Annotated in this window: 22 protein-coding genes, 2 tRNA genes and 1 pseudogene; 21 read left to right on the top strand and 4 right to left on the bottom strand. The window is 66.4% G+C overall.

Translation table 11 applies throughout. From position 1 onward, the window contains the following. Positions 1–44 precede the first annotated feature (44 nt). From dusB to IWX89_RS08605, 11 genes are all read left to right on the top strand, one after another. Entirely contained in the window at positions 45–1,220 is a 1,176-nt protein-coding gene (gene dusB / locus IWX89_RS08655; protein WP_196903162.1) for a tRNA dihydrouridine synthase DusB, read from the top strand. Next, complete coding sequence (locus tag IWX89_RS08650) at positions 1,213–2,460, top strand: deoxyguanosinetriphosphate triphosphohydrolase (protein ID WP_196903161.1); 1,248 nt, start codon at positions 1,213–1,215, stop codon at positions 2,458–2,460. The genes dusB and IWX89_RS08650 overlap by 8 nt, the downstream gene beginning before the upstream one ends. A 25-nt stretch (positions 2,461–2,485) precedes the next feature. Next, positions 2,486–4,369, top strand: a complete 1,884-nt coding sequence (dnaG, locus tag IWX89_RS08645) for a DNA primase (protein WP_196903160.1) — start codon at positions 2,486–2,488, stop codon at positions 4,367–4,369. Between the two features lie 179 nt (positions 4,370–4,548). Next, positions 4,549–6,180, top strand: a complete 1,632-nt coding sequence (locus IWX89_RS08640; RefSeq protein WP_196903159.1) for an ABC transporter substrate-binding protein — start codon at positions 4,549–4,551, stop codon at positions 6,178–6,180. Between the two features lie 97 nt (positions 6,181–6,277). Beyond that, entirely contained in the window at positions 6,278–7,363 is a 1,086-nt protein-coding gene (locus tag IWX89_RS08635; protein ID WP_196903158.1) for an ABC transporter permease, read from the top strand. 17 nt (positions 7,364–7,380) lie between these two features. Further along, on the top strand, positions 7,381–8,421 hold the full coding sequence (locus tag IWX89_RS08630) for an ABC transporter permease (RefSeq protein ID WP_374220502.1): 1,041 nt from the start codon (positions 7,381–7,383) through the stop codon (positions 8,419–8,421). Then, a complete protein-coding gene (locus IWX89_RS08625) occupies positions 8,418–10,106 on the top strand; it encodes an ABC transporter ATP-binding protein (protein ID WP_196903157.1) in 1,689 nt (562 codons plus the stop codon). The genes IWX89_RS08630 and IWX89_RS08625 overlap by 4 nt, the downstream gene beginning before the upstream one ends. Positions 10,107–10,111: 5 nt before the next feature. Next, entirely contained in the window at positions 10,112–11,059 is a 948-nt protein-coding gene (locus IWX89_RS08620) for an ATP-binding cassette domain-containing protein (protein ID WP_196903156.1), read from the top strand. An 82-nt stretch (positions 11,060–11,141) separates the two neighbouring features. After that, a complete protein-coding gene (locus IWX89_RS08615; RefSeq protein WP_196903319.1) occupies positions 11,142–12,077 on the top strand; it encodes a D-isomer specific 2-hydroxyacid dehydrogenase family protein in 936 nt (311 codons plus the stop codon). Positions 12,078–12,138: 61 nt separating this feature from the next. After that, positions 12,139–12,211, top strand: a tRNA-Asn gene (locus tag IWX89_RS08610). A 79-nt stretch (positions 12,212–12,290) separates the two neighbouring features. Further along, complete coding sequence (locus IWX89_RS08605; RefSeq protein WP_196903155.1) at positions 12,291–13,154, top strand: sensor histidine kinase; 864 nt, start codon at positions 12,291–12,293, stop codon at positions 13,152–13,154. Between the two features lie 30 nt (positions 13,155–13,184). Here the strand turns inward: IWX89_RS08605 and def are convergent, their stop codons facing one another. Beyond that, positions 13,185–13,751 carry a peptide deformylase gene (gene def / locus IWX89_RS08600; protein WP_196903154.1) on the bottom strand — a complete coding sequence of 189 codons (567 nt, stop codon included), beginning with the start codon at positions 13,749–13,751 and terminating at the stop codon, positions 13,185–13,187. A 40-nt stretch (positions 13,752–13,791) separates the two neighbouring features. Here def and IWX89_RS08595 point away from each other — a divergent pair, with 40 nt between their 5' ends. The 5 genes from IWX89_RS08595 to IWX89_RS08575 all read left to right on the top strand — a co-directional run bounded on the left by IWX89_RS08595 (position 13,792) and on the right by IWX89_RS08575 (position 17,589). Next, a complete protein-coding gene (locus IWX89_RS08595) occupies positions 13,792–14,706 on the top strand; it encodes a DMT family transporter (protein ID WP_196903153.1) in 915 nt (304 codons plus the stop codon). A gap of 236 nt (positions 14,707–14,942) precedes the next feature. After that, positions 14,943–16,160 carry a glycosyltransferase gene (locus tag IWX89_RS08590; protein ID WP_307836472.1) on the top strand — a complete coding sequence of 406 codons (1,218 nt, stop codon included), beginning with the start codon at positions 14,943–14,945 and terminating at the stop codon, positions 16,158–16,160. A 10-nt stretch (positions 16,161–16,170) separates the two neighbouring features. Further along, positions 16,171–16,244: transfer RNA gene (locus tag IWX89_RS08585), tRNA-Ile, on the top strand. A 152-nt stretch (positions 16,245–16,396) separates the two neighbouring features. Next, entirely contained in the window at positions 16,397–17,050 is a 654-nt protein-coding gene (locus tag IWX89_RS08580) for a helix-turn-helix transcriptional regulator (protein WP_307836488.1), read from the top strand. Further along, on the top strand, positions 17,047–17,589 hold the full coding sequence (locus IWX89_RS08575) for a DUF6036 family nucleotidyltransferase (RefSeq protein WP_196903150.1): 543 nt from the start codon (positions 17,047–17,049) through the stop codon (positions 17,587–17,589). The genes IWX89_RS08580 and IWX89_RS08575 overlap by 4 nt, the downstream gene beginning before the upstream one ends. Positions 17,590–18,246: 657 nt before the next feature. Here the strand turns inward: IWX89_RS08575 and IWX89_RS18475 are convergent. Beyond that, positions 18,247–18,423 carry a helix-turn-helix domain-containing protein gene (locus tag IWX89_RS18475; RefSeq protein ID WP_307836471.1) on the bottom strand — a complete coding sequence of 59 codons (177 nt, stop codon included), beginning with the start codon at positions 18,421–18,423 and terminating at the stop codon, positions 18,247–18,249. A 294-nt stretch (positions 18,424–18,717) separates the two neighbouring features. Between IWX89_RS18475 and IWX89_RS08565 the strand changes: the two genes are divergently transcribed. From IWX89_RS08565 to IWX89_RS08550, 4 genes are all read left to right on the top strand, one after another. Continuing rightward, entirely contained in the window at positions 18,718–19,071 is a 354-nt protein-coding gene (locus tag IWX89_RS08565) for a YciI family protein (RefSeq protein WP_196903149.1), read from the top strand. Between the two features lie 461 nt (positions 19,072–19,532). Further along, entirely contained in the window at positions 19,533–19,883 is a 351-nt protein-coding gene (locus IWX89_RS08560) for a YciI family protein (RefSeq protein ID WP_196903148.1), read from the top strand. A gap of 14 nt (positions 19,884–19,897) precedes the next feature. After that, entirely contained in the window at positions 19,898–21,151 is a 1,254-nt protein-coding gene (locus IWX89_RS08555) for an RNA polymerase sigma factor (RefSeq protein WP_196903147.1), read from the top strand. 780 nt (positions 21,152–21,931) lie between these two features. Continuing rightward, a complete protein-coding gene (locus tag IWX89_RS08550; protein ID WP_196903146.1) occupies positions 21,932–23,122 on the top strand; it encodes a site-specific integrase in 1,191 nt (396 codons plus the stop codon). 182 nt (positions 23,123–23,304) lie between these two features. Here IWX89_RS08550 and IWX89_RS08545 read toward each other — a convergent pair whose 3' ends face one another. Further along, the gene (locus IWX89_RS08545; protein ID WP_196903145.1) at positions 23,305–23,970 is read right to left on the bottom strand and encodes a DUF6226 family protein; all 666 of its coding nucleotides are present in this window, start codon (positions 23,968–23,970) and stop codon (positions 23,305–23,307) included. Between the two features lie 344 nt (positions 23,971–24,314). Here IWX89_RS08545 and IWX89_RS08540 point away from each other — a divergent pair, with 344 nt between their 5' ends. Continuing rightward, a complete protein-coding gene (locus IWX89_RS08540) occupies positions 24,315–24,914 on the top strand; it encodes a dihydrofolate reductase family protein (protein WP_196903144.1) in 600 nt (199 codons plus the stop codon). 158 nt (positions 24,915–25,072) lie between these two features. Here the strand turns inward: IWX89_RS08540 and IWX89_RS08535 are convergent. Beyond that, a pseudogene (locus tag IWX89_RS08535) lies at positions 25,073–25,300 on the bottom strand (PLP-dependent aminotransferase family protein); the annotation flags it as partial.

The following is a 25,300-nucleotide window of genomic DNA, read 5'->3' as shown; positions in this document are numbered from 1 at the left end:
CGGACGTCGAGCGGTGTCGCCCGGGTCTGGGAGAATTGAACGAAATGACTCCTGAAACTGTGGCCAGCAGCGCCCCGCCGCTCTCGATCGGCCCCCTCACGCTGGATGTCCCCGTCGTCCTCGCGCCGATGGCCGGCATCACCAACACCGCCTTCCGCAGGCTCTGCCGGGAATTCGGCGCCGGGCTCTACGTCAGCGAGATGATCACCTCCCGGGCGCTCGTCGAGCGCACGCCCGAGTCGATGCGCCTGATCAACCATCACGAGAGCGAAACCACCCGGTCGATCCAGCTCTACGGGGTCGACCCCAGGACCGTGTCCGATGCGGTGACCATGCTCGTCGCGGAAGACCGGGCCGACCACATCGACCTCAACTTCGGCTGCCCGGTGCCCAAGGTCACCCGCAAGGGAGGCGGAGCTGCCCTGCCGTGGAAGCTCGGCTTGTTCCGGCAGATCGTCGAGGCCGCCGTCACCGCGGCCGGCGCCGTCCCGGTCACGGTGAAGATGCGCAAGGGCATCGACTCCGACCACCTCACCTACCTGGAGGCAGGCAAGGCCGCCGAAGGGGCCGGCGTCTCGGCGATCGCGCTCCACGCGCGCACCGCATCCGAGCATTATTCCGGCGTGGCCGACTGGTCGGCGATCACGACCCTGAAGAACACCATCACCAGCGTGCCCGTGCTCGGCAACGGTGACATCTGGTCGGCCGACGACGCCCTGCGCATGGTCACAGAGACCGGCTGCGACGGCGTTGTCGTCGGCCGCGGGTGCCTCGGCCGGCCGTGGCTGTTCGGTGACCTTGCGGCGGCCTTCCGCGGCCAGTCGACCGGAGAGCAGACCGCATTGATCCAGCCGAACCTCGGCCGGGTCGCCGAGACCTTCCGGCGGCACGCCGAACTCCTCACCGAGTTCTTCGACAGTGAAGAGCGGGCCTGCCGCGACATCCGCAAGCACGTCGCCTGGTATTTCAAGGGCTATCCGGTCGGCGGCGACCTGCGCGCGAGCCTCGCCTCGGTCGTGTCCCTCGCGCAGCTCGACGACCTGCTCGGCACCCTGGACTGGGAGCAGGAATACCCCGGCGCCGGCGCCGAGGGTCCGCGCGGCCGAGCCGGGAGCCCGAAGAAGACGTCGCTGCCCGAACACTGGCTCGACTCCCGTGAGATCGCCGGCGCGGAACGGGCCAACCTGACCGAGGGCGAAGGGGATACCAGCGGTGGCTAACGAAACCGGGTACAGCAGTAACGACGAAGAACGCTGGCTGCCGGAGGTGCACGGCTCGCGCCGCAGCGACTTCGCCCGAGACCGGGCCCGGCTCCTGCATTCCAGCGCCTTGCGCCGTCTCGCGGCCAAGACCCAGGTGCTCAGCCCCACCGCCGGCCTCGACTTCGCCCGCAACCGGCTCACCCACTCGCTCGAGGTCGCCCAGATCGGCCGGGAGCTCGCGCTCCGGCTCGGTCTCGACCCCGACATCGTCGACACGGCCTGCCTCGCGCATGACATCGGGCATCCGCCGTTCGGGCACAACGGGGAGAAGGCGCTCAACGCGTGGTCCCTGGACATCGGCGGCTTCGAGGGCAACGCGCAGACCCTGCGCCTGCTCACCCGGCTCGAGCCGAAGGTCTTCGGCAACGACGGCCGCAGCTACGGGCTGAACCTGACCCGGGCCAGCCTCGATGCGAGCTGCAAGTACCCGTGGCCGGAGGACTCCTCCGTCGCCGATCCCAGCGGCCGGGCCAAGTTCGGTTTCTACCACGACGACGTCGCCGCCTTCGAGTGGATGCGTGCGGGCGCGCCGGAGCGTCGCCTCTGCATCGAGGCCCAGGTGATGGACCTGTCCGACGACATCGCCTACTCCGTGCACGACTTCGAAGACGCCGTCGTCAACGGCTACCTGGACATCGCCGAACTCGGCGGGCGGGCCAGCACCGAACTCGTCTCCTCGATGCACTCCTGGATCGGCGGCGCCGTCTCGCACGCCGAATTGGCGCAGGCCTACGACCGGCTGGGCGCCCTCGACTACTGGTTGCACGGCTGGACAGCCGGGCGGCGCGACCAGGGGCGCTTGAAGAACCTCACCAGCCAGCTGATCGGCCGGTTCTCCGGCGCAGCGGTGAGGGCCACCCGTCAGGCGTACTCGGGGGAGCAGCTCATCCGCTTCGGCGCCCACGTGGTCGTTCCTCGCGAGGTCCAGGCGGAGATCGCCGTGCTCAAGGGCATCGTCGCCGCCTTCGTGATGTCGAAGAACACCCGCCAGCCGATCTACCAGCAGCAGCGGCAGGTGCTCACCCTGCTCGCCGAGCGCCTGCACGCCACCGGCGACGAGCACCTCGACGCCGGCTTCAGCGAGGACTGGCACGCGGCCGCGGATGACGCAGCCCGCAAGCGCGTCGTCGTCGACCAGGTGGCCAGCCTCACCGACCAGTCCGCACTGGCCTGGTACGAACGTCTCGTGCAGAACTGACAATGGGCAGGACTAGCATTCAGCTATGGCTGGCCTGATTCGACAAAACGATATCGAAGAGGTCAAGGCCCGCACGAACATCGCGGACATCGTCGGCGACTACGTCACCCTGAAGTCGGCCGGAGTCGGCTCGATGAAGGGCCTGTGCCCCTTCCACGACGAGCGCAGCCCGAGCTTCCACGTGCGCCCCCAGGTCGGTTTCTACCACTGCTTCGGCTGCGGCGAGAGCGGCGACGTGTACTCGTTCCTGCAGAAGATGGACCACGTCTCCTTCAGCGAGGCCGTCGAGCGACTCGCTGCCCGGGTCGGCATCGAACTGCACTACGAGGGCGGCGGCGACGCCCCCGACCACACCAACCGGTCTCGCCTCTATGCCGCCAACCAGGCGGCCGCCGAATTCTTCGTCGAACGTCTCGGCAGCGCCGGCGCCCTCGTCGGGCGCAACTTCCTCGGCGAACGCGGCTTCGACTCGCAGGCCGCGGCCCTCTTCGGGGTCGGATTCGCGCCCAAGAGCTGGGACGAACTGACCAACCACCTCCGCGGCAAGGGCTACACGACCGAGGAACTGACCCTGGCCGGCCTGGTCTCCAGCCGTGAGGGGTCAACCGGGGTGTACGACCGTTTCCGCGGGCGTCTCGTCTGGCCGATCCGCGACATCACCGGGCAGACCATCGGCTTCGGCGCGCGCAAGCTGCTCGACGACGACAAGGGCCCGAAGTACCTCAACACGCCGGAGACACCGATCTACCACAAGGCCCAGGTGCTCTACGGCCTCGACCTCGCCAAACGCGACATCTCGCGCAACCACCAGGTCGTCGTCGTCGAGGGCTACACCGACGTGATGGCCTGCCATCTCGCCGGCGTGACCACTGCCGTCGCCACCTGCGGGACCTCCTTCGGCGTCGACCACATCAAGGTGCTGCGCCGCGTCCTCGGTGACGACAGCGGCGTCGGCGAGGTCGTCTTCACTTTCGACCCGGATGCCGCGGGCCAGAAGGCCGCGATGCGCGCCTTCAGCGAGGAGCAGCGCTTCTCCGCCCAGACGTTCGTCGCCGTCGCCCCCGAGGGCCTCGACCCGTGCGACCTGCGCCTGCACCGCGGCGACGACGCGGTACGCCGACTCGTCGATTCGAAGAAGCCGATGTTCGAGTTCATGATCCGGCAGTTGCTCGGCCAGTACAACCTCGACACCGTCGAAGGGAGGGTCGGGGCGCTGCGCCAGGCCGCTCCGCTCGTCGCCGACATCCGCGACCCGGCCCTCCGCCCCGGCTACACGCACGAACTGGCTCGCATGCTCGGCATGGAGCTGGGCGAGGTCGCCAGGGCCGTCTCGACGTCGCTGTCGCGCACCCGCTCCGCCGGCGCCGGCAACTCCGCGGGGCAGGGCCACGACGGTGCACGGCGCGACGGCACCGACGAGGCGCCGCGCGAGCAACCGTTCTCGATGACCAACCTGTCCACCGACCCGGTCACCCGGCTGGAACGGGACGGGCTGATGGCAATGCTCCAGCGCCCCGTGCTGGTCGGCGCGGACCTGATCCAGCGCGCGGTGCTGACCAGCTTCGCCCAGCCCTCACTCGCGGTCGTGCGGGATGCGATCGCGGCCAACCTCGAACACCACGACGCGCCCGACTGGCTCGACCGGATCGTGGCGGACGTGCCGCCACCGCTGGAGAACCTGGTCAAGGAGCTGGCAATGGCCCCGCTGCCCGAGCGCAGCGAACGGGAGATCAGCCGCTACGTCCGCGACATCACGGTCGCCCTCGTCGACAAGGACCTGCTCCGCCAGAAGGCAGAACTGCTCGGCCGGCTGCAGCGCGCGGACGCCGCCAACCGGGAGGTCTACGTGGCGCTCCAGCGGGAACTGGTGCGGGTCGAAGCCGAACGGCGCAACCTCCGCGAAGACTAGCCACGGCGGTCCGGCAGGGCCTGCCGCGAGGTTCCGCGCTACATTGCAGCTCGGTAAAGATGCCCCGTCCTTGCCGGACGAACCGCGCATTCTGTGCTATTTCTTTCCTTACAGCTATGCCGGGTGACGCGATTGTCGGCGCCCGTGCCTGGATTTTTCAGAGGAAGAGGCTCACGGATATGGCATTCTCATCCACTCCCCGCGCTCGAGGGCTCAGCGCCGCAGCAGTAGTCGCTGTCGCCGCGCTGGCCATGACGGGTTGCTCCGCAGGTGGAACCACCGGCGGGACGACCGGCGGCGCGATCACGATCGGCACGACCGACAAGATCACCACGCTCGACCCGGCCGGTTCGTACGACAACGGCTCGTTCGCCGTGCAGAACCAGGTCTTCCCGTTCCTGATGAACACCCCGTACGGCAGCCCGGATGTCCAGCCGGACATCGCGACCAAGGCCGAGTTCACCGCGCCGACCGAGTACACGGTCACCCTCAAGAAGGGCCTCAAGTTCGCCAACGGCAACGACCTGACGAGCTCGGACGTGAAGTTCAGCTTCGACCGCCAGCTCAAGATCGCCGACGACAACGGCCCATCGTCGCTGCTGTACAACCTCGACAGCACCGAGGCCAAGGACCCGACCACCGTCGTGTTCCACCTCAAGGCCGCTGACGACCAGATCTTCCCGCAGATCCTGACCAGCCCCGCCGGCCCGATCGTCGACGAGGAATCCTTCTCGGCCACCGCGATCACGCCGGACAACGACATCGTCAAGGCCAAGGCGTTCGCCGGCCAGTACATGCTGACCAGCTACGACTTCAACAACCTGCTCTCCTACAAGGCGAACAAGGACTACAAGGGTCTCCTCGGCCCGGCCAAGACCGACGTCGTCAACGTCAAGTACTACTCCGACTCCTCCAACCTGAAGCTCGACGTGCAGGAAGGCAACATCGACGTCGCGTTCCGCAGCCTCTCGGCAACCGACATCGACGACCTCCGCGGCAACAAGAAGGTCAAGGTCGTCGACGGACCCGGCGGCGAAATCCGCTACATCGTCTTCAACTTCGACACCCAGCCGTACGGTGCGAAGACCCCGGAGGCCGACCCGGCGAAGGCCCTCGCCGTTCGCGCCGCAGTGGCCGACGTCGTCGACCGCGCCGAGATCGCCGACCAGGTCTACAAGGGCACCTACACGCCCCTGTTCTCCTACGTTCCGGACGGACTGACCGGCGCCACCGAGTCCCTCAAGGGGCTCTACGGAGACGGTTCGGGCAAGCCGGATGTCGCCAAGGCGAAGGCGTCGCTCGCCGCCGCGGGCGTCACGACCCCGATCACCCTCAACCTGCAGTACAACACCGACCACTACGGCCCGGGTTCGAGCGACGAGTATGCGCTGATCAAGGACCAGCTGGACGCATCCGGCCTGTTCACGGTCAACCTGCAGTCGACCGAGTACGTGCAGTACGTGAAGGACCGCACCGCCGACGTCTACCCCGTCTACCAGCTCGGCTGGTTCCCGGACTACTCCGACGCCGACAACTACCTGACGCCGTTCTTCCTCACGGAGAACTTCATCAAGAACCACTACAGCGACCCTGAGGTCAACGACCTGATCCTGAAGCAGGCCGTCACCGTCGACCCGACTGAGCGCACCACCCTGATCAAGGAGATCCAGGACAAGGTCGCGGCGCAGCTGCCGACCGTGCCGCTCCTCCAGGGTGCCCAGGTGGCCGTCACCGGAACGAACGTCACCGGAACCCAGACGACGCTGGACGCGTCGTTCAAGTTCCGTTACGCCGCACTGGCGAAAGGTTAGTCCGCCAAACGGCTAGAGTTTCTCTAATTTGAAATCCGGGGGCATCCAGCAGTTCGATCGCTGGGTGCCCCCGACCCTTTCCAAGCGTTAGGCAGGCATGACAACTGTGGCAGCGCGCCCACCGGCCCAAAAAGCCGCTCGGCGCAAACGGACTTCCTCGGGTGGGGGGATCGGGCGGTACATCCTCATCCGCTTCACCCTCATCTTCCCCACCATCTTCATCCTCGTGTCGATGGTGTTCTGGCTGATGCGAGCCACCGGCGACCCGATCACGGCCGCCCTCGGCGGTCGCCTCGGTCCGGAGCAGCTCGCCGAGCGCATCCACGCGGCCGGCTACGACCGGCCGATCCTGGTGCAGTACTTCGAGTACCTGGGGAACATCTTCACCGGCAACTTCGGCACCACGATCAGCACCAACAAGCCCGTCACCGAGGTGCTGCTCACGTACGGCGTCGCCACCGCGGAACTGGTCTTCTACGCGCTCATCGTCGCGTTCATCGTCGGCATCCCGCTCGGCCTCGTCGCCGCGTACTGGCGCGACAAGGCGCCCGACGCGTTCCTGCGGATCTTCGCGATCCTCTGCTACGCCACCCCCGTGTTCTTCTCCGCGCTGCTCTTCAAGCTCGTCTTCTCGGTCTGGCTCAAGGTCCTCCCGGTCGCCGGGCGCGCGTCGACCGGCTCTGAGCTGCAGATGCAGTTCCTGCCCGGCAAGACGGGCATCTACACGATCGACGCCCTCCAGACCGGCGACCCCCAGATCCTCCTGGACGTGGTGTCGCACGCCGTCCTTCCGGCGCTCGCGCTCGGGCTGCTCACCGCCGGCGTCTTCCTCCGCCTCGTCCGCACGAACGTCATCGGCACCCTCGGCGCCGACTACGTCGACTCAGGGCGCTCGCGCGGCGTGAGCGAATACCGGCTCGTCACCAAGCACGCGTACCGGCCGGCCCTGATCCCGATCATCACCGTGATCGGACTCCAGATCGCCTTGCTGCTCAGCGGCGCGGTCCTGACCGAGACGGTCTTCGAGTGGAAGGGCCTGGGTTTCGAACTCGCCCAGTTCCTCACCGCCCGCGACTTCGTCGCCGTGCAGGGCATCGTCGCCCTGCTCGCCGTGATCGTCGCCCTCTCCAACTTCGTCGTCGACATCATCGCCGCGCTCATCGACCCGAGAGTGAGGTACTGACAATGACTGGTAGTGGCATGACCGATACCGAAATGATCGCCACGTCCACTGCGACGGGCTCGAACAAACACGGCCTCTGGAGTCGCCTGCCCGTCGTGCACCAGCTCCGCCAGAGCGTCGGGCTGCAACGTGGGATGCTCGTCGTCGGCCTCGTCATCACGGGGCTCTTCATCCTCACCGCCATTCTTGCGCCGCTGGTCTCGCCGTTCGGCTACAGCCAGCTCCGCGACGCGAGCGGCGCATTCGGCGCCCAGAAACCCCCGGGCGGGTCGCACCTGCTCGGCACCACTGTCGGCGGCTACGACGTGCTGTCACGGGTCATCTGGGGTGCCCAGACGGCCCTGATCGTCATCGTCATCGCCGTGATCCTGTCCATCTTCGCCGGGGTCATGCTCGGTCTGGTCTCCGGATACTTCGGCGGCTGGCTCGACCGAGTATTCGTCGTCGTCTTCGACGCCGTCTACGCGTTCCCGTCGTTGCTGCTGGCCATCGTGATGTCCATCGTGATCTCGGGCGGCCGGTCGAACCTGATCGGCGGTGTCCTTGCCGCGGCCATCTCCATCACCACCGTGTTCATCCCGCAGTACTTCCGGGTGATCCGGGCGGAGACGGTGCGGATCAAGGCGGAGGCCTACGTCGAGTCGGCCCGTGTGCTCGGGGCGAGCAACGCGCGGATCATGTTCCGCCATGTGCTCCGCAACGCCACCCGCACGCTGCCGCTCATCTTCACGCTCAACGCGTCTGAGGCCATCCTGACCCTCGCCGGCCTGGGCTTCCTCGGCTTCGGCATCGAACCGTCGGCGGCCGCCGAGTGGGGCTATGACCTCAACAAGGCGGTGTCGGATGTCTCGAGCGGCATCTGGTGGACGGCGCTCTTCCCCGGCCTCGCCATCGTGCTCGCCGTGCTCGGCATGACCCTCGTCGGTGAGAGCCTTAACGACCTGGCCGATCCCCGTTTGCGCGGCCGCCGATCGGTGGCGAAGGCATCCGGCCTGGTTGCCGAAACATCAGTGGTGCCCGGCGGCACCCTGAAAGACGAATTCGAGGTTCCCCAGTGAGCGACGTCCTGACCATAACCGACCTGGGGATCTCGTTCTCCACGGACGCGGGCGCCGTGCGGGCCGTCGACGGCGTGAGCCTGCGCGTCGCCCCCGGTGAGGTCCTCGCCATCGTCGGTGAGAGCGGCAGCGGCAAGACCGTGACCGCCAAGACCATCCTCGGCCTGCTCCCGGAGACGGCCACCGCCTCCGGCGTGGTGCTGCTCAGCAGCAAAGACGGCTCGAGCGAGCACGACGTCCTCTCCATCGGCAAGCGCAAACTGCGCCAGGTGCGCGGCACCGACGTGTCGATGGTGTTCCAGGAACCGTCGACCGCGCTCAACCCGGTCTACACGGTCGGCTGGCAGATCGCCGAGGGCATCCAGGCGCACGGCCAGTTCAGCCGCAAGGAAGCCAGGGCCAAGGCCATCGAGATCCTCGGCCGGGTCGGCATCCCCGACCCGGAGACCCGGGTCAACTATTTCCCGCACCAGTTCTCCGGCGGCCAGAAGCAGCGCGTCGTGATCGCCATGGCGCTCGTGCTCGACCCCGGCCTGATCGTCGCCGATGAGCCGACCACAGCCCTGGACGTGACCGTGCAGGCCGAGATCCTCGACCTGCTCCGGCGCTGCCGCGACGAATTCGGCACGGCCATCGTGCTGATCACCCACAACATGGGGGTCGTCGCCGACCTCGCCGACCGGGTGGCCGTGATGTACCAGGGCAAGGTGGTCGAGGAGGCCGACGCGCAGACGCTCTTCTCGTCGCCGCAGAACGACTACACCAAACGCCTTCTCGCCGCAGTGCCGCACGTGGGCCAGGGGATCGCGCATGCCGCGGTGCGCGCGGAGGCCAGGGAGCCGGCCTGGCTGGAACTCCCGCCGGTCGTCGTGGCCGACAATCTCACCATCGAGTACCCCGGCCGGTTCGGCCGGGCGGGCTTCACCGCCGTGGACGGGGTGAGCTTCGTCATCCGCCCGGGTGAGGTTCTCGGCCTCGTCGGCGAGAGCGGATCGGGCAAGACGACGACGGGCCGGGCCATCGCGGGCCTGACCCGGGTGACCGGCGGCTCGCTGACGGTGCTCGGGCACGAAATGCACGGGTTCAAGGAGCGTGAGTTCAAGAAGCTTCGCAGCGACATCGGCTTCGTGTTCCAGGACCCGGCGTCGAGCTTCAACCCGTTGCTCACGATCGCCGAATGCGTGGCGGAGCCGCTGGTGGTGCACGGTCGGGCCGCGAACCCGGCCGGGGCCCGCACCCGCGTCAACGAGCTGCTCGAGGCCGTTCAGCTGCCTCGGGCCTACGGCGACCGCTACCCGCATGAGCTCAGCGGCGGGCAACGCCAGCGGGCCAGCCTGGCCAGGGCGCTGGCGCTCGAACCGAGCCTGCTCATCGCCGATGAGCCCACGTCGGCCCTCGACGTGTCGGTGCAGGCGAGGGTGCTCGAGCTGTTCGCCGAGCTGCAGGCGGAATTCGGTTTCGCCGCCCTGTTCATCAGCCACGACCTTGCCGTCGTCGACATCCTCGCGGACCGGATCGCGGTGCTGTACAAGGGCAAGCTGGTCGAAGAGGGCACCGGCGCCGAGGTTCTGGGGGCGCCGAAGGACCCGTACACGCAACGACTGCTTGCCTCGCTTCCGGTTCCCGACCCGGCAGAGCAGGCCGACCGACGGGAGAAGCTTCGCCGGCTGCGTGCGGCAGGATAGAACGCATGACTCGCGGCGCCAAACCGATTTTCCCGATCTCGACCAGCGATCTCACGGTCGAGTATCCGCCGCACGGAGTGAGCCCGGCCCACGTCGCTGTGCACGGGCTCACCCTGCAGATCAAGCCGGGCGAGGTGCTCGGGTTGCTCGGGGAGAGCGGTTCGGGCAAGAGCACCCTCGCCAGCGTGCTGTCCGGCGCGGCGTTCGCTCCCGGCCTCGGCAGCGCCCGGCCGATCATCACCGGGGGAGAGGCGACGGTGCTCGGCTTCCGGATGCGCCGGATCGGCCGCCGCAAGCTCGCCCGCCTCACCTTCGGGGTCGGGCTGCTCGAACAGAACGCGGCCGACACGCTCCCGTCGACGATGACGGTGGCGGAGATCGTGGCGGAACCGGTGCTGGAACGCGACCGGCGCTACAACCGCAAGGCGCTCGACGCGCGCGTGGCGACCATGGTCGACGCCGTGCGGTTGCCGCTCGCCGTGCTGCCTCGCTACCCCTACGAACTGAGCAATGGGCAACGCCAGCGGGTCGCCCTGGCCCGTGCCCTCGTCTTCGGTCCATCCCTGCTGATCGCGGACGAGCCGACCGCCGGGGTCGACGTGACGGTGCGCGACGCGGTGATCGACCTGCTCGGCGAATTGCAGCGTGAACGGTCATTCTCCGCGCTCGTGATCAGCTCGGACCTCACCGTGCTTCGCCGGGTGGCGAACCGGATCGGCGTGCTGTACCAGGGGGTGCTCGTCGGCCTGGGAACCATCGACGAGGTGTTCGAGGACCCGTGGCATCCGTATGTGGCCGGGCTGGCCGCGGCGTTGACCGGGCCAGAGGCAGACGACGAGCCGGACGATGAGATGAACGACAGCCCGGGCGACGACCCCGGCGATGAGGCGGGCGGCGACCCGGCCGACGACCCGCACGACCGCGAAGGAGACGACCGTGCCGACGAATCCTGAGCGCCGCGTCACGGACGGCCCGGGGCCTGCCGGGCAGCACCGGGCCGTGCTCGCCGACGAGGTGGCGCCGATCCCCGAGGGGATGCGCCCCGCCCGCGGGCCGATCGCCGTGCTGCCGCGGCCCGCCGAGGTCTTCACGGCGGCCGTCCGCGCCGCCCAGGGGGAGGTAACGGAGTTGTCGCCCGCGACCCGGGGGCTGATCTGGCTCTCCTACGCCCAGGCCGACCTGCTCGGGTCCACCCTGGCCGCCAACCCGCAGATCCAGTGGGTGCAGCTGCCCTGGGCCGGCGTCGACGCGTTCAGCGCCGTCCTGGCCGAGCAGGCCCGTCCGGACCTCCTCTGGACCAGCGCCAAGGGCGCCTACGCCCAGCCCGTGGCCGAGCACGCGCTGGCGCTCTCACTGGCCCTGCTCCGCGTTCTGCCCACGCGGGTGCGGGCCTCGACCTGGTCGACCGTACCGGAGGGCCGCTCGCTGTACGGCCGTTCCGTCGTCATCATCGGCGCCGGAGGGATCGCCCTCGAGCTCATCCGGCTGCTCGAGCCGTTCGGAACCCGCATCACCGTCGTGCGCCGCAGCAACCGGCCGGTGCCCGGCGCGGCCCGCACAGTGCCGACATCCGGCCTGGCGGACGTGCTTCCCGAGGCCGACCTGGTCATCGTCGCCGCAGCGCTGACGGAGACCACCAGGCACTTGATCGGGGCGGCCGAGTTCGCGCTGATGCGTCCGGAGGCGAACCTCGTCAACATCGCACGGGGGCCGCTGGTCGACACGGAGGCGCTGGTGGCGGCCCTGGCCGCCGGCTCCATCGCCGGCGCGGCCCTGGACGTGACCGACCCGGAGCCGCTGCCCGACGGGCATCCGTTGTGGAGCGAACCACGCTGCCTGATCACACCGCACTCGGCAGACACGCCCGAGATGACGGCGCCCCTCCTTGCCGAACGCATCCGGTTGAATGTGAGAGCGTTCCTTGACGATGGGCGGTTTGTCGGCGTCGTCGACGCCCGGATCGGCTACTGAAAACAGGCCCCGATTTGGCGGATGCCGAACTTTTGATAAAGTAACAGAGTTGTTCAAGCATTCCTCGATAGCTCAATTGGCAGAGCAGCGCACTGTTAATGCGCAGGTTCTTGGTTCGAGTCCAAGTCGGGGAGCTAAAGGCCACCTAGGGCTCCACCCCGGGTGGCCTTTTTTGCACCCGGGGCGCAGGCCGCCGCACGAAAGGCGTAGTCCATGGATTTCTGGTTGATCGCGAGCACCGTGCTGGCAGTCCTCTCCGTGCTCTTGCTCGTTCTGTGGCTGCGAGCGCGGCGAGTCGCCGTCAACCAGTCCGCGGCCGAGCAGCTGCGGATCGACCTCGAACTGAGCCTCGCCGAGCAGCAGGGCCGACTCGGAATCATCCACGAACTGCAGGACATTGCCGTGCTCGCCGTCTCCCGCCTGGTCACCGGGGCCGAGGCGGCCAGGTACACGGCCGAGACGGACCCGTCCAGTGCCGTGCGGGCCGCCACGGCCCTCGCCGAGGACGGGCGCGGCGCCCTCGCGGACATGCGCCGGGTGCTCACCATCGTGCGCGAGGGCGAATCCGTCGCCACCGCGCAGCCCGGACTCCAATCGGCCAGGGACCTCTTCCGAGTCATGCGCGACGCCGGCCTCGTCGTGGGCTTCGCCGAGGCGGGCGAGCGATTCCCGCTCAAGCCAGGCGCTGAACTGGCCATCTTCCGGATCCTCCAGAGCGCGCTGGCCAACTCCCTCAAGCACGGCGGCCCGGGCACGGAGGCGAAGATCACCTTCACCTGGACCCAGGACGGCCTGCAGCTGCAAGTCGACGACGACGGCATCCGTGCCACCGCCCGGCGTTCAAGCGCCGACGAGGGGGAGTTCGCCGCCCGCACCAGTTACACGATCGACGACGACCTCAAGGCGCTCATTGAGAGCGTCAGTGGCGCGGGGATCACTCAGATGCGGGAACGGGCCGAGTTGTTCGGCGGGGTCTTCAACGCCGGCACCGTGCCGGGCGTCGGATTCTCGGTGTCCGCGATCTTCCCGTCGCTGCGGTTCCACAACGGCGTGCACGGCGTCAACCTTTCCCGCTGAGCGGGAAGGCGCCGCCGATATCCCGGTGGCTCAGTCCTCGAGGTTGTCGACCCCGGGGACCCAGCTGAGGTCGGGGACGCCCCAACCGCGTTTGCGGGTGACCTTGGTGGCGATCTTCGCGTAGAAATGCTCGAGACGGTCCACATAGAGCGTGCCGTCGAGGTGGTCGTATTCATGCTGGAAGATCCGGGCCAGCCAACCCTCGGCGTGGATCTCGAACGGCTTCTGGTCCAGGTCGACCGCGCGCAGGATCGCCGACGGGGAGCGCAAGAGCGGGAAACGCTCGCCCGGGTAGGACAGGCAGCCTTCGACGTCCTCGTCCTCGTCCGCTTCGCCGGCCGGGACAGGGGTGATCCACAGCTCAGGGTTGATCGCGACACCGCGCCATGACCGGTCGTCATCGTCGAGGTAGCTGTAGGTGAAGAGCCGCAGCGGCACGCCGACCTGGGGCGCGGCGAGGCCGACGCCGGGGGCGGCATCCATCGTCTCGTACATGTCCTGTACCAGGACGCGCAGGTCATCGTCGAATTCCTCGACGGATGCTGCGGGGGAGTGGAGAACAGGATCTCCGGAAATAACAATTGCTCGCACGGCCATTCAGCAAGGATATCGGGCTGGTTCTCGATAGGGTCATTGAGTGACCCTCGACCTGACTGAATTGGCTGTGGACCTCACGATCGATCCCCGCCAGGCCATCGGAATCCCGCTCGCCCTGGTCGGCGCGGTCTTCCTCTCCCTCGGAGCGCAGTTCCAGCACCGCGGGGTGACCAAGGTCGAGGCCAGGACCGTGGAGGTCACCGGCGGACTCAACCCGCGCCAGCTCGCCCTCCTGCTGGGCCGGCCCTCCTGGGTGTTCGGCACGCTGATGCTCGGCCTGGCGATCCTCTTCCAGTTGTCCAGCCTCAACTTCGCCCCGATCATCGTGGTCCAGCCCCTCGGTGCGGTGGCCCTCGTGATCACCTCGATCCTCAACGCGCGTGTCTCCGGCGTGAAGGTCAACCGGGCGTCCAAGATCGCCATCGGCATGTGCGTGGGCGGGGTCGGCCTGTTCGTCACGGTCGCCGCCTTCACCGCCGTCGACAAGCCGGTCACCGATGCGAACCTCGTCACGATCCTGATCATGCTGGGCGGTGTCCTGCTCGTGTTCGGGGGTCTTTTCGGCTTTCTGCGCACCCGCTTCCAGGCGATCCTTTACATCATCGGCGCCGGCGTTCTCTATGGATTCGTCGCGACCCTCGCGAAGGTGATCATCAACCGCACCCAGAACGGCAACTTCGAGTGGCTGACGCTGACCTGCGTGGCCGGGCTGCTGCTCGGCGCGGCCCTCGGGGCCTACTTCGTGCAGAACGCCTACGCGTCCGGTCCTCCCGACCTGGTGATCGCCGGCCTGACCGTGATCGACCCCCTGATCGCGGTCGGCATCGGCATCGTCGTGCTCGGCGAGGTGGCGCAGGCGCCGGCCTGGGCGGCCGTGGCCTTCATCGTCGCCGGTGCCATCGCGATCTACGGCGTCTTCCTGCTCGCCCGCTATCACCCGCAGGCCGCCGGATAGCATCCGCCGTCACCCTTTTTCCGCTCCTGTGGTGCCTCTCCACGGTTCGGCCGAGTGACGCGCCGGTGCCGGGAATGGCCGTAGACACGGCGGTTTAGAATAGGGTGCTAGAAGACCTCGTCGGCGTGCGCGCCGATGAATCCTTGATTTCTTGCCGGATGACGACCTCCGGCTCACTTACGTTGGGACAATTTCACTTGTCAGATTCGACCGATTTGCCGAGCGACGCCTCCCGCGTGGTACCGGCAACGAAGAAGCCGATTCGGGTTCTCATCGCCGCGGACACCTTTGCCCCTGACGTCAACGGTGCGGCCCGCTTCGCCGAGCGACTCGCCGCCGGCCTGGTCGCCCGCGGCCACGAGGTGCAGATCATGGCACCTGCGCCGTCCCGCAAGCACGGCACCTGGACCGAAATCCACGAAGGCCAGCCGATGGTCGTGCACCGCCTGAAGAGCTGGCGCTGGTACCCGCACGACTGGCTGCGCTTCGCCCTGCCCTGGCTGATCCACGCTGAGAGCCGCCGCATCCTCGACACCTTCAAACCGGATGTCGTGCACTTCCAGTCCCACATCAACGTGGGCCGCGGTGTCACCATCGAAGCCGCCAAGCGCGGGATCCGCATCATCGGCACGAATCACTTCATGCCGGAGAACATGCTCGAATTCACCCTCCTGCCCAAGTGGCTGCATGAGGGCATGGTCAAGGGTGCCTGGAAGGCCGCGCGCCGCACCTTCGGCCGCGCCGAAGCCGTGACCACGCCGACCGTGCGAGCCGCCGAGTTCCTCGAGCGCTACACCGGGCTTGAGGGCGTCCTGGCGATTTCGTGCGGCATCGACGCGCACAACTACGCGCCGAGCTTCGAACCGCGCACCGAGAACCGGATCCTCTTCGTCGGACGCGTCACCGGGGAAAAGCAGATCGACGTGCTGCTGCACGCCGTGACCCTGCTGTCACCCGACCTTGACGTCAAGGTCGAGATCGTCGGCGGCGGCGACCAGAAACGCAACCTCGAGCACCTGGCCCAGACGCTCGGCATCCGCAACCGGGTCACCTTCACCGGGTATGTGACCGACGAGGAGTTGCGCGCCGCGTACACGCGATCGACGGTCTTCGCGATGCCGTCCATTGCGGAGTTGCAGAGCATCGCCACGATGGAGGCCATGGCCTCCGGGCTCCCTGTGGTCGCCGCGAACGCGATGGCCCTGCCACACCTCGTGCATGACGGGCAGAACGGGTACCTGTTCGAGCCGGGCAGCGCCAAGGACATGGCCGCCAAGCTCACCCAGGTGCTCACTGCGTCTCCGGACGAGCTCACCGCGCTCAAGCGCGAGTCGCTGAGGCTGATCGGTGTGCACGATATCAACCGCACCCTGAACACTTTCGAGTGCCTGTATCGTGGGGAACCCGTGGTCGACACGATCACCTCCGAAGCTGCCGCACATTCCCCGGAGTGACCGCGGTTTTGGGGCGGTAGCTCAGCTGGTTAGAGCAGCGGACTCATAATCCGTCGGTCCCGGGTTCAAGTCCCGGCCGCCCTACTGTAAAAGTGACGTTGATCGGGCTGTTTAGTTGCCGTCGGAGTGGCGAGACTTGAACCTATTGTCATGCGGACCTGGGTTCAAGTCATTCGCGCCCATTCGAAGTTACGGTTGATCAGGATTTCTTGTTTTGATTTCCGGTGCGATATTTGATGTGGTCACCGTTTATTCACCGTTTATTCGGCCGCACCTGCCTGGTCTTGTCCCTCGTTGACGAGGTGCACGTCCCGGTTGGGATGGTCTGGGAAGACCTCGAGCGCCTTCGACCTTGTTGCAGTACAATGCAACACAGGAGGAATGAGATGTCGACAACGATTGCAGACACGCGCCGGTCAGTCGGGTGGACGGTTCGTGATCTCGCTGAGAATCTGGGTGTTGCACCCAGTACGGTCACGCGGATGGAACAGTCCGAGCGGGACGACCGGATTCAGCTCGGAACGCTCAAGCGTGCCCTGGCTGTGATGGGGCGACGTCCCCGCGTGGAGGTCGTCAACACTCGTCGTGAAGAGAGGGTGACGATGGAACTGCATCGCGCTCTCGCGAACAGGCTCAGGACCGATCCGAAGGCTGTGCTTGATGTGGTGCCGGACAACCTCGTCCGCCTTCGGGCTCGGCTCCGTTCCCCGATCGGGCAGAAGTGGGTGGATCGTTGGGCCGAGCTTCTGGATAGTCCTGTGGACCTACTCATCCTGGGCATGCTCGCGGACACTCCGGAGGGTCGGGAACTCCGACAGAACTCGCCGTTCGCTGGCGCTCTCACTCAGGGCGAGCGGGTCGCAGCAATCGAGCGGGCTAACCAAGAATGAAACGCAGGGAGCTCGAGGAGGCGATCCGGCACGCCGCCAGGGTCACTGAGCAACGTGAGGTACTCGTCATCGGCAGCCAGGCCATCCTCGGTTCCTATGATGAAACGCAGCTGCCCGAACGCGCCACGCTCTCTGAAGAGGTCGACATTGCACCGATCACGGACGATGCGGACTACACCCTGGCTACCCTCATCGACGCCAATCTGGGTGAGTGGTCGCAGTTTCACATCGACCACGGCTTCTACGTGCAGGGTGTCAACGCCACGACAGCTGTGCTCCCGAATGGCTGGGAGACCCGCACGGTTCAGCTGGCACCAGACGGTCCCAGCGGCGCACTGGCCCGATGCCTCGATCCTCACGACCTGTGTGCCGCGAAGCTGGTTCGTGGTGACGAAAAGGACCTGGAGTTCGTGGACGCGCTAGTCGAAGCCGGGCTCATCGATCCCGTCTCCCTGGTGCGGATCTGCAGGAAGCTCCCCGTCACCGATACCCGACGCAACATTACGATCCAGCGCGCGCAGGCCTTCTTGCCTGGATAGTTCGTCATGGACGCCCGCAGGAACCATCAATGCGGCGTTGGTCGCGATCAACCGATCGGTTCGGTACTCCTTGGCCACGCGAGAATTCTCCCTCCAGTAATTGCGTCGTCTTCCCGGCTCGGCCGCTTGATTTCGTTCCGGGAGACGAACCCGCGCCGCGCCACGCGCTGAACGATCACCGAAGCGGGTTGATCGTGGCCGAGGATGCAGACACTGGGCTCGTCGGGTTGTACTCGCAACGAAACCGGGTTCGGGTCTGGCCAGTGATCCACCAGACTCGCCTGTCATCGGTCTTCTCGCTGTCGCTCCCGGCGTCCAGGGGCCCGGGTTGGCGACGCACTTCTAACTGGAGCAACAGCCGCCCTTGCTCAGCATGGCCATCAGCGGTCTGTCCTTCACGTTCTTGCCGATCATCACGGAGCCGTGCACCTCTAAGAAAAGAACGGCTGGCGGCCGCGGGGAGAGCCATTCCCGCATTCGCTGTTGGGCCGTCCGTCGCAGACGTATGTCCTGGACCTAGATCTGCCGTGCGCCCGTTAGAGGGACCCTGAACGCGTACTGCCCCGAATTCAAGGGCGACGAACATGTGGAGTTCGGCGTTCTTTGGCGGTGTTCTGTGATCGCTCCGTGTCGCACCAATTCTCGCGGCGGGCGTGATCAGGACGAGATTTCTCCTGCACGGCGGTAGAAGGTGGAGCGCGAAATCCCCAGGTCCCGGACGACCTGAGCGGTGGTTTCGCCGTTATGGATGAGTTTGAGGGCGCTGCGTATCTGGCTATCGTTCGGGGGCTGGTGAGGCGGTGGGGGTGGACTGGTTGTGCAGGGTCTTCGCAATCCTCTCCCGGGGCGCGGGCGGTGTCTGAGTTGGTCAATGACGGCCGGCGTGTCGAGCTCTTTCTTCTGATTGTCGGGCTTGTTCTAGAGGTCGATCATCGACTCCTCGGACAAGCAGCGCCGGTCGGACAATAGCCACTTCAGCAAGCAAAGCGGACTCCGGCACGCACGAAGTCGGCGGCGCCGAAAGAATCTCAAAGAAAAGTCGGGCTGACTGTCGATTTGGCGGCAGGTTGTTCGCTGTCACTATGACGGAGCCGGGCAGGCCGGCCCGCGAATGCAGGAGGTAATTTCATGACCCAGTACGCGATCCTCATCTACGAAGCCCCTTCCTATTACGAGACCATGCCGCCCGAGGGGTGGGGCGCGGTGGTCGACGCGCACAACGTGTTCACCAAGCAGGTCGTCGAGCACGGTGGGTCCATCACGGGCGGGGGCGCGCTCGCGCCCGTGACGAGGGCCACCACGATCAAAGTCGGCACGGTGACGGACGGCCCGTTCGTCGAATCCACAGAGGCCCTCCTCGGCTACTACACCGTCGAGGCGCGCGACCTCGACCACGCCATCGAGCTCGCCAAGCTGTGCCCGGCCACCGGCGGCGGCGTCGAGGTTCGCCCGATCGTGGACCCGTCAACAAGCCCGTTCTGATCGCTCCCAGCGACGAGCCGACCGCGTCCGCCATACGGGCGGACGCGGTCGCTGCCGCGCTGGCCAAGGCCCACCGCTCCGAGTGGGCCTTCGTGCTGTCCGCCACAGTGCGCGTCACCGACGACCTGGACGTCGCCGAGGAAGTGCGCGCAGGAGGCGTACGTCAGTCTCGCTCTGAGACGCGAGCACCAGACGCACAGCCCTCTCCTTCAACTCCTCCGGGTACTTCTTATTCACCATGATTCTCAACCTTTCAGGGGATCAAGAACCTCCATTAAACCCAGGGCGCAACACACAGCGTGGTGGTGATCGCGCTGATCGGAATGGGCGCCATCCTGATCCTGGCCGCCATCTTCAGCCCGCTATCGCTCTTCGGACGCGGATTCCGCGGATCGTGTCGAATTCGGGCTTGCCCGTTCGCTGGAGGGATGAAACAGTTCCCATAACGAAAGGACACGACCTTGAAGTACGTCATCATGTTCACAACCACGCCCGAACTCGACGCAGCGGTGTCGCCTGAGCACGCCGAGCAGGTCTATGGCCGCACCTACGACTGGTTCGGTACGAACCGCGAGGTGATGACGGAGTCCGGCGCCCAGCTGCAGCCGGTCACCACCGCGACCACGGTCACGTACGGCGGCGACGGGCCGGTCGTGGCCGACGGTCCGTTCTCGGAGGCGAAGGAGGTCATCGGCGGATTCCAGGTGATCGACGTGCCCGACCTCGACGCGGCGATAGCCATAGTCAAGACGTGGCCGCTGCTCGAGCTGCCCGGAGTTTCGGTCGAGATCCGCCCGATCATCGTCTACTAAAGCCACATCGAGCCGTGAACGAAACGGATGCCGCGGCAGCGGAGTCGGGGCGGGCCCGCGCCGCGGCATCCGATCGACTTCTCGCGAGGGTGATCCGCGAGGAGTCCGCGCGGATCGTCGCGGCGCTCACGCGTTGGCTCGGGAGCCTCGACCTTGCAGAGGAGTCGGTCGCCGAGGCGATCGAGGAGGCCGTGCGCCAGTGGCGCACGGCCGGGGTGCCCCCCAACCCCGGGGGATGGCTGACGCAGGCGGCCCGCCACAACGCCCTCGACCGGCTGCGGCGCGAGAAGCGGTACCGCGAGAAGCTGGCCCTGCTCGCCGATCCGGCCGAGGCCGCACCGCTCTCCGGCACCGGTGAGCCCGACGAGCGACTGCCGCTCCTGTTCGGCTGCTGTCACCCCGATATCTCCCCGGACGCGCAGCTCGCTTTGACGCTCCGCGCGATCTGCGGCCTCACGACCACGCAGATCGCGCGTGCCACCCTGACCCCGGAATCGACGGTCGCGCAGCGGATCGTGCGAGCCAAGCGAAAGATCGGTACCGCCGGCATCCCCCTGCGGATCCCCGAGGGATCCGAGCGGGCCGCGCGCCTGGATATCGTCCTGACCGTCGTCTCCGTGATGTACAGCGAGGCCCACCTCGTCGCGGGCGGAGACGCGGCCGCGGACCGCGATTTCGCCGACGACGCCCTGTGGCTCGCGCGCGTCGTCGCACACGAACTGCCGCGCGAGGCGGAGGCGCAGGGACTGCTCGCACTGTTGCTGTTCCACCGAGCACGCGAAGGGGCACGCGCCGTCGATGGAGAGCTCGTCCTGCTCGCCGATCAGGACCGGGCGCGGTGGGATCGCCGACTGATCGCCGAGGCGCAGGCCGTGCTCGAGAAGGCGGCGATGCTACGACGCCCGGGGCGCTGGCAGCTACACGCGGCGATCGCCGCATGCCACTCCGACACACGCGACGGCGGCGACACCGACTGGCTCCAGGTGCTCACGCTCTACAACATGTTGCTGGCGTACGACCGCTCGCCGATCGTACGGCTGAACCGCACGGTGGCGCTCGCTGAGGTCGATGGACCGCAGGGGGCACTGGACGAGGTGGATGCGCTCCGAGGCGCCCTCACGGGGTACCACCTCTGGCACGCCGTGCGCGCGCGGATGCTCCGGCACCTCGGCCGCCGGGACGAGGCGATGGCCGAAGACCTGCGCGCCCTGGAACTCACGGCGAACGACGCCGAGCGGCGCCTTCTGGAGGCGCGGGTCGATCGCTGAGGCGGACTCGCCTCGACGCGTTCGCTCCCTCTTGCCATACGGGTCCAAACCGATGGGCATCGCTCCGAAGAGTCCCTCGAGGCGAAGCAACACTGCCTATTGGTTCTCGGAGGACATCAGCGCGAAGCCGTGAGCAGACAAGGTCTGCGGGCTCCTGCCGGGCGACCGAGATTTGATGCGCGCACGTTTATGCACCGATTATTGCGCCGAACTAGGCCGAGGTATGTCGAGGTGTGTCGATGGAATTGAACCCGAAATTGCAAGGAACTCCCGGTCAGATCTAGATCAGTCGAGGTCGCGACGCTTGGGTCGAGACGTTTAGCGGGGCCGTCGGAATCCGTCGGTCCTGGGTTCAAGTCCCAGCCGCCCTACTCGTAAATTGATCTGATCAGGGTTTCTTGTCCTCATTGAAGGGGCAAGACTTGATACATACATTGTTTATACATTGTTTATTGCTCAGCGACCGCCTTCTTTGGGGGCTCGTAGAGAAGGTGCACGACCCGGTTCGAGTGAGCTGGGGTGACCTCGAACACCTACGAGTTATGAATGCGGAACTACTCTCCGGGCTCGGCCTCGAGCCAGTACTCACCACGAGCGAGCTCGCCGAATATCTTGGCGTGCACGTGCAGGCCATCTATGATCTGCGCACCGACGGCCGCGGCCCCCCCCCCCCGGCATTCGAGTCGGCCGGGAGATCCGCTACCGCGTCTCCGATGTTGTTCACTGGCTCGACGGTCTCCACGAGCCAGTAGTGTCGTTGGGCGCCCAGCGGGGCGACCGATGATGGCCGGACGCCCGCGACTGCCGATCAGTACGTTCGGCTCGATCACGACGACGAAGGTCGGTCCGGGAAGGTTTCGGGCGACGACTGTCTTTCGCGATTGGGACGGTCAGACGCGGCAAGTCGGCGCTACCAGGTCCAGCAGCAACGCCGCGCAGGCAGCTCTCAAGGTTGACCTGGCTGAGCGGATGCGCGCCGGTGGCGCGGGAGACTCGTTGAACGCGAGTTCACCGTTTCCGTTACTCGCGGCGGCCTGGCTGGAGGACGTGAAACTCGACGTAGACCGCACCCAAGGGACCAAGGACACCTACCAGCGCTCGCTGCGAGTTCTCGTGCTTCCGTTCTTTGACAACTTCACGGTTCGCGAGGTGACCGTGGGCCGCATCGAGAAGTTCCTGAAGGTGCAAAGGGAGAAGTCGTTCACGCGGGCGAAGCACTCCAAGACGATTCTCAACATGATCATGGCGTTCGCGGTGCGGCGTGAGATTATTTCGCGCAACCCTGTCAAGGAAACTTCTCGGATGAGAACGCCCCCGCACACACCAAAGGCGCTCACGCCGGAACAAATAGCCGCAATCCGCCTCGCGGCCCGCGAATGGCGAACAGGGGAGGGCACGCACGGACCGAAGTCAGACGGGCAGGTGCGCGACATCATCGAGGTGATGCTCGGCAAAGCGACGCGCATTGGCGAGGCACTCGCAATTCGCCAGTGCGATGTAGACCTGGCCGCGGACCCGCCGCGGGTGAGTATCACCGGAACGCTCGTCGTGCACAACGGCGCCAGCGTTTTTCGTCAGGAGCATCCCAAGACGCACGAGTCGAACCGTGTCATTGCCCTGCCGCAGTTCGCGGCCGATGTGATCCGCGGACGCTTGGAGCTCATCGACCCGGAGGACGAAGAGCACCTGCTGTTCTTCACACGGAACGGCACGCCGCTCACGCCGTATAACGTCAGGCGCACCTTCCGAGCGATTCTGCGGAACGCCGGCCTTGGGGGCATGGACATCACTCCTCACGCGTTTCGTCGAACGGGCGCGACGCTCCTTGCCCACGAACTCGGTATGCAGACTGCGGCCGATGTGCTCGGACACACCTCGACGTCGACGACAAAGGCGCACTACGCGGAGCCCGACCATACGGTGAAGTCGGAGACAGCGACGGTGCTGCAGCGGCTGGCGCCGCCCTTGTAGACAACCTTGTGCTTATTGCGCCCGGTCATGTAGCTCAATGTCGGAACAGTCAAACTGCACCGTGGCCATTCCGCACGTTGGAACGTGTCACTTCCGCACGCGCCCGCGCGGCTCATCCACTGACGTCGGCCTTTTCTGTCGTCCCACAAGGGAACCCTGACCGGGACAGCAGGCTCGGGCGATCAGCCGAGAGCGTCGGCTTCACCCTTCGGACGTAATGGCCAGGGGGACCACGGACCGGCAGGCGGTAGCGCGGTTCGCGCGGACTTGACCCGGTCCACGGGCATGTCCTCGGTGCGGCTGCGTCCGGATCGCATACCGACCCCTGGCTCCTCGAGCCGGTATTCAATCCAGTCACCACGCCCGGCATCGAATCGCTCAGAATAACCACCTGACACGACGGTGCGGGTGGTCCATTCGAGCTCTTCCGTCAGATTCAGGACATCTTCGTCACAGGCATCACAGCCGCACACCGGGAAGTGGAAGTCGTTGAGCAGGCCCGCGTGAACGTAGACGCCCGGGAACGGCGTAAGGACAAATGTCAGCGGTGCCGCTGTCGGGTTGCGAGGCACGACGCGTACGGCACGGACGACCTCATTTGGCATGTGGAGAAGATCTGCAGCGGCGTTTGGGGCTTCGTCGACGGCAACGTCGAACGTGGTATGCAGCCACTCGATCAGTGCGTCAGCGACGTCGTGCAACCGCGCGAACCGCTGCAGATTACTAACACGGGAATACGCGTCTTCGGGCGGAGACGCTCCTCCCCAGCGATTGCCGTAGTCAATCGGACGGCCCTGCTCATCCCGGTAGATCTCCACTGGGAACATGGGGCGTCGATACTCTGTCATGGTCACAAATTATCCGTCCAGTGTTCGGTTCACCAAGAAGTTCGTCGGCCCGCAATCGGGGATCTATCGATGCTCGGTTGTTGTGAGCTGGGGAGTGCCTTGGTGCTCGCACTCAGGGATCGCAGACGAACCTATTGCGAGACCTGCTCATAGCGATAGCTTTGGTGTCGTCGCCCACTCCCCTCCGGTGCTGATCTCTTCCCTCGGTTTCTCGACTCCCTGGCAAACGCTGCAAGTGTAAACAATCGGACGGTCTTGAGGAACAATTGTCGAATCGGGTCGATCGTGTTCGTTGAAGTAGTGAAGCCGCCACCAGAGGTGACTCGGAACGAGGGAGCAACACCATGAATCTCACGATCTCGATCCAGGTCAGCGTTGACGGTGTCATGCAGGCAAACGGCGGCAACAATGACGAGCTCGATCCCGGTTTTACGCGCGGCGGCTGGGCAATCCCGACCGGCGATCAGGAGTCGGCCGCGTACATCGCTTCAACGTGGCAGCGCGCGGACGCGTTTCTGCTCGGCCGCAGGACGTACGGACTGTTCGCACGATATTGGGGCGGTCAGGCCGACGACTCGAACCCGTACTCAGGCGCGATGAATCCTCGGCCGAAGTATGTCGTGTCCAACACCCTGACCAATCCGGCCTGGAAGAACACGACGGTGATCTCGGGGGATATCGCGGCGGGCATCAGGGAGCTGAAGGCGCAGCCGGGCGGCGAGCTGGTGGTCGTGGGCAGCGGCGTGCTGGCGCGCTGGCTGCTCGAAAACGAACTCGTCGACGAAATCAACCTCATCGTGTGCCCGGTCATCGTGGGCGAGGGGCTGCGGCTGTTCCCGCAGCACGGCAAGGACTTCGGGCTCGAACTGGTCGACACGCGGGCGTTCCCGACCGGTGTCCTCGCTCACACCTATCGGCCCACTGGCCGCCCCAACTACGCCTGAGAGAGGATCGAGCCAGGCAGTACTTGATCAACGTCATCGACTACCGAAGCGAATCGGGAACCTTCTATGGGACGCCGAAGGCAGCCTGTCAGCGCTGGGCCTCGCTCCGCGTGGTGTGACCTGATCGAGCTGGCGAGGCTCGTTGGACTGGTGCCAGGTCAGTGGTTTGAGGTCAGTGCCTGGCCGATGATGCGGGCTCCGTCGGCGAATGCGCCGGGGTTGGGGCCGGAGTAGTTGAGTCTGATGAAGGGGCCGGTGGGTTCGGCAGGGAACCAGCTGGACCCTGCGGCGATCATGACTCCGGCGGCTTCGCAGTCTGCGACCAGGCGCTCGAGGTTGGTTGCGTCGGGGAGTCGGGCCCAGAGATTGAGGCCGCCGGTAGGGAC

Origin of the sequence: Cryobacterium sp. MP_M3 (assembly GCF_015752155.1) — a bacterium.
GTDB lineage: Bacteria > Actinomycetota > Actinomycetes > Actinomycetales > Microbacteriaceae > Cryobacterium.
Note: the sequence above shows the minus strand (reverse complement) of the source record. Positions and strands in the feature narration are given on the sequence as shown.

Coding starts and splice junctions, on each gene's coding strand:
- IWX89_RS08580 (WP_307836488.1), top strand. CDS start 16,397: ATGTGGTCACCGTTTATTCACCGTTTATTCGGCCGCACCTGCCTGGTC.
- def (WP_196903154.1), bottom strand. CDS start 13,751: ATGGCCGTGCGAGCAATTGTTATTTCCGGAGATCCTGTTCTCCACTCC.
- IWX89_RS08565 (WP_196903149.1), top strand. CDS start 18,718: ATGACCCAGTACGCGATCCTCATCTACGAAGCCCCTTCCTATTACGAG.
- IWX89_RS08620 (WP_196903156.1), top strand. CDS start 10,112: ATGACTCGCGGCGCCAAACCGATTTTCCCGATCTCGACCAGCGATCTC.
- dnaG (WP_196903160.1), top strand. CDS start 2,486: ATGGCTGGCCTGATTCGACAAAACGATATCGAAGAGGTCAAGGCCCGC.
- IWX89_RS08545 (WP_196903145.1), bottom strand. CDS start 23,970: ATGACAGAGTATCGACGCCCCATGTTCCCAGTGGAGATCTACCGGGAT.
- IWX89_RS08575 (WP_196903150.1), top strand. CDS start 17,047: ATGAAACGCAGGGAGCTCGAGGAGGCGATCCGGCACGCCGCCAGGGTC.
- dusB (WP_196903162.1), top strand. CDS start 45: ATGACTCCTGAAACTGTGGCCAGCAGCGCCCCGCCGCTCTCGATCGGC.
- IWX89_RS08550 (WP_196903146.1), top strand. CDS start 21,932: ATGATGGCCGGACGCCCGCGACTGCCGATCAGTACGTTCGGCTCGATC.
- IWX89_RS08615 (WP_196903319.1), top strand. CDS start 11,142: ATGCGCCCCGCCCGCGGGCCGATCGCCGTGCTGCCGCGGCCCGCCGAG.
- IWX89_RS08635 (WP_196903158.1), top strand. CDS start 6,278: ATGACAACTGTGGCAGCGCGCCCACCGGCCCAAAAAGCCGCTCGGCGC.
- IWX89_RS08540 (WP_196903144.1), top strand. CDS start 24,315: ATGAATCTCACGATCTCGATCCAGGTCAGCGTTGACGGTGTCATGCAG.
- IWX89_RS08640 (WP_196903159.1), top strand. CDS start 4,549: ATGGCATTCTCATCCACTCCCCGCGCTCGAGGGCTCAGCGCCGCAGCA.
- IWX89_RS08630 (WP_374220502.1), top strand. CDS start 7,381: ATGACCGATACCGAAATGATCGCCACGTCCACTGCGACGGGCTCGAAC.
- IWX89_RS08605 (WP_196903155.1), top strand. CDS start 12,291: ATGGATTTCTGGTTGATCGCGAGCACCGTGCTGGCAGTCCTCTCCGTG.